This window comes from Nonomuraea lactucae (genome assembly GCF_003313395.1).
GTDB classification, from domain to species: Bacteria; Actinomycetota; Actinomycetes; order Streptosporangiales; family Streptosporangiaceae; genus Nonomuraea; species Nonomuraea lactucae.
This window is the reverse complement of the sequence record NZ_QNFZ01000690.1, coordinates 1-3,232: the sequence shown is the minus strand read 5'-3', so window position 1 is coordinate 3,232 and position 3,232 is coordinate 1. Positions and strand designations below refer to the sequence as shown.

Below are 3,232 nucleotides of genomic sequence, written 5' to 3'. Positions count from 1 at the left end.
GGAGGCGCGGGCCGGTGGGCCGGAGGCGCGCAGGGTGCTTCTCGCGCGGGTGGCGGCTGCCGTGGCCGGTGGGGCGGTGCTGTTCCTGGCGTTCCCGCCGACCGGCTGGTGGCCCGGAGCGCCGCTCGGCGTCGGTCTCGTCGTCGCCGCCCTGTACGGCACCCGCCCCCGGCGTGCCGCCTGGCTCGGCTACCTGGCCGCCGCCGTGTTCCTCCTGCCCGCCCTGGCCTGGGTGCGGACGATCGGCGACGACGTCTGGCTCATGCTGGTGGGCGTCGAGAGCGCCTTCTACGCCGTGATGGCAGCGCCGGCCTCCCTCGTGCTGCGGATGAGGCTGTGGCCGCTGTGGTTCGGCGGGCTCTGGGTGGCCATGGAGTGGGCCCGCGGCCTGGTGCCCATCGGAGGGTTCCCGTGGGCGCGGGTGGCGTTCAGCCAGGGCGAGTCGCTGTTCACCCGGTACGCGGCCCTGGGCGGCGCGCCGCTGGTGTCGTTCGCCGTCGCCCTGTGCGGCGCGCTGCTCGCGTACGCGGTGATCGGACGGGGCGCGTCATGGAGGACCGGGGGGCGGAGCCGGCTGTGGCGGCTGGCGCCGGCCGGGCTCGCGCTGGCCGTGCCGCTGCTGAGCCTGGCCGTGCCGAGGCCGGGCGACGAGGGCCGCACGGTCAACGTCGGCATCGTCCAGGGCAACGTCCCGGGCAGGGGCATGTACGCCCTGGGCGACGAGCCCGCCGTCGTCCTGAGAAACCACGCCGGCGAGACCAGCCGGCTGGCGCGGGCCGTACGGGCGGGCCTGCTGCCCAGGCCCGACCTGGTCGTGCTGCCGGAGAACTCGACCGACATCGACCCCTACCGCGACCCGTACGCCCGCCGGATCATCGACGAGTCCGTCAAGGACGTCGGCGTTCCCACGCTGGTCGGCGCGGTGGTGGCCATCGGCGACGAGCACCGCGCGACCCGTAGCCTCGTCTGGGACCCGGTGACCGGCCCCGGCGCCCACTACGACAAGCAGCGGCTGGTGCCGTTCGGCGAGTACACACCGTTCAAGGAGATCGTGCTGGCCCTGTGGGAGCGGGCCGGCCTGGTCGGCAGGCAGTCGGTGCCGGGCGGCAGGCCGGGCGACCTCCGGATGGGGCCCGTGACGATCGGCGCCGTCAACTGCTACGAGGTCGCCTACGACGACACGGTCCGCGACACCGTGCGCACCGGGGCCACCCCGCTCGTCGTGCAGACCAACAACGCCAGCTACGCCCTGTCCAACCTGCCGCCGCAGCAGCTCGCCATGTCGAAACTGCGGGCGGTCGAGCACAACAGGGCCGTGGTGACGGCCGCCACCACAGGGATCTCCGCGTTCGTCACGCCGGACGGTAAGGTCTCCTGGCAGACCCGCGAGCGCGTCGCGGACATGAACGTGGTGAAGGTGCCCGTGCGCACCCGGGCGACGATCGCCACCCAGGTGGGCGCGCTGCCTGAGTGGGCGCTCGCCGTGATGGGAGTGGCGGCCGCCGGCGCCGCCGCGTGGGGCGCCAGGAGGCGAGGAGACCGGATGGGGACTGACTGATCATGGAGACTCTCGGCCGAGTGCTGGTCATCGTCCCGACCTACAACGAGCGTGACAACCTGCCGCTGATCGCCGAACGGCTGCGCGCCGCCCTGCCCGACGCGCACCTGCTCGTGGCCGACGACGCCAGCCCCGACGGCACCGGTGCCGTCGCCGACGAGCTCGCGGCCGGCGACGACCACATCCACGTCCTGCACCGCGGGGGCAAGCAGGGGCTCGGCGCCGCCTACATCGCCGGGTTCCGGTGGGGTCTCGGCGATGGCTACAACGTGCTCGTGGAGATGGACGCCGACGGCTCGCACCAGCCGGAGGAGCTGCCCAAGCTGCTGCGGGCGGTCGCCGAGGGCGCCGACCTGGCGATCGGCTCGCGCTACGTGCCGGGCGGCAAGGTCGTCAACTGGCCCGCCTCCCGCGAGCTGCTGTCGCGCGGCGCCAACGTCTACACGCGCCTCATGCTGGGCCTGCCGGTCCGCGACGCGACCGCGGGTTTCCGCGCCTACCGGGCGGCGACGCTGGAGAAGCTCGACCTGTCCGACGTCGAGTCGGAGGGCTACTGCTTCCAGGTGGACCTCACCCTGCGCACCGCCCGGCAGGGGCTGCGCGTGGTGGAGGTGCCCATCACCTTCGTGGAGCGGGCGGTCGGCACGAGCAAGATGAGCCGGAAGATCATGTTCGAGGCGTTCTGGCGGATCGCCTTGTGGGGCTTCGGCGGGCTGCCGGCCAGGTTGCGCGGCAGGCGCCGCTGATCTGGAACGCGGCGGCCGTCCCGCGCGTTGTCCTAGACATACGTGTGCGCTGAACCGACGTGTGCGCTGAATCGAGGAAACGATGCGGCTCCTGCTCTTCCTGGCCTTCCTGATCGTCCCCGTGCTCGAGATCTGGCTGCTGATCCAGGTGGGTTCGGTCATCGGCGGCTGGCAGACCGTGGCGCTGCTCATCGCCGACAGCCTGCTGGGCGCGTGGCTGGTGCGCCGCGAGGGGCGGCGCGCGTGGCGGGCGCTGCAGGAGGCGCTGCAGTCCGGGCGGATGCCCGACCGCGAGCTGGGCGACGCCGCTCTCATCCTGGTGGGCGGCGCGCTGCTGGTGACGCCGGGCTTCTTCACCGACCTGGCCGGCTTCCTGTGCGTGCTGCCGTTCACCCGCCCGCTGATGCGCCGCCTGGGGGCGTGGTTCTTCGAGCGCCGGGTCAGGAGGATGGCGGCCGCCTCGCCGTACGCGCACCTCTTCCCGCCAGGGCAGGACGGCTCCGGGGCCGGACACGGCGGCTTCCCGTCCGGACAGGAGGGGGCGTCCGCGCGCAGGCCGGACGGCGCTTCCGGCGGCAAGCTCGTGCACGGCGAGGTCATCCGCGAGGACCGCGAGCCGTAGCCTCCCGCGCGGGGCCGGTCCCCGAGTGGCATGCTCCGATCATGCGGATGGATCGTTCCATCCTGGGTGAGGTCGCGTGTTCGGAATCATTCGCCCGTGCGCGGCGCACGGCTGCCCGTCGCTCCGCGAGTCGTGGCGGGCCCACGCTGACCCAGGCGCAGCGTCCCTCGTCCTCTCCCCACCGGACCGCGGGCCCGTGCGGGCTGCGCGGCTTCCGTCGCGCCGACGTGGTGGACGCCCGGGCGCGAGGGGCGCGGCTGGCCGCCTCGTCCTCGCGGCGGGCAGGCTCCGCGACCACGCGGCCGA

At 73.9% G+C, this 3,232-nt stretch carries 3 protein-coding genes; all 3 read left to right on the top strand.

All coding sequences use genetic code 11. The annotated features are described in order from the left end of the window. On the top strand, positions 1 to 1,558 hold a 1,558-nt coding region (gene lnt / locus DQW85_RS25480; protein WP_338043417.1), incomplete at its 5' end, for an apolipoprotein N-acyltransferase. A gap of 2 nt (positions 1,559 to 1,560) precedes the next feature. Further along, entirely contained in the window at positions 1,561 to 2,304 is a 744-nt protein-coding gene (locus tag DQW85_RS25475; protein ID WP_113702498.1) for a polyprenol monophosphomannose synthase, read from the top strand. Between the two features lie 82 nt (positions 2,305 to 2,386). Beyond that, positions 2,387 to 2,926: an FxsA family protein gene (locus DQW85_RS25470; protein WP_113702497.1), complete on the top strand. Its 540-nt coding sequence runs from the start codon at positions 2,387 to 2,389 to the stop codon at positions 2,924 to 2,926. Positions 2,927 to 3,232: the final 306 nt, after the last annotated feature.

What these genes read in the sequence shown, in the direction of transcription:
- DQW85_RS25475 (WP_113702498.1), top strand. Translation starts at nt 1,561, where the DNA reads ATGGAGACTCTCGGCCGAGTGCTGGTCATCGTCCCGACCTACAACGAG.
- DQW85_RS25470 (WP_113702497.1), top strand. Translation starts at nt 2,387, where the DNA reads ATGCGGCTCCTGCTCTTCCTGGCCTTCCTGATCGTCCCCGTGCTCGAG.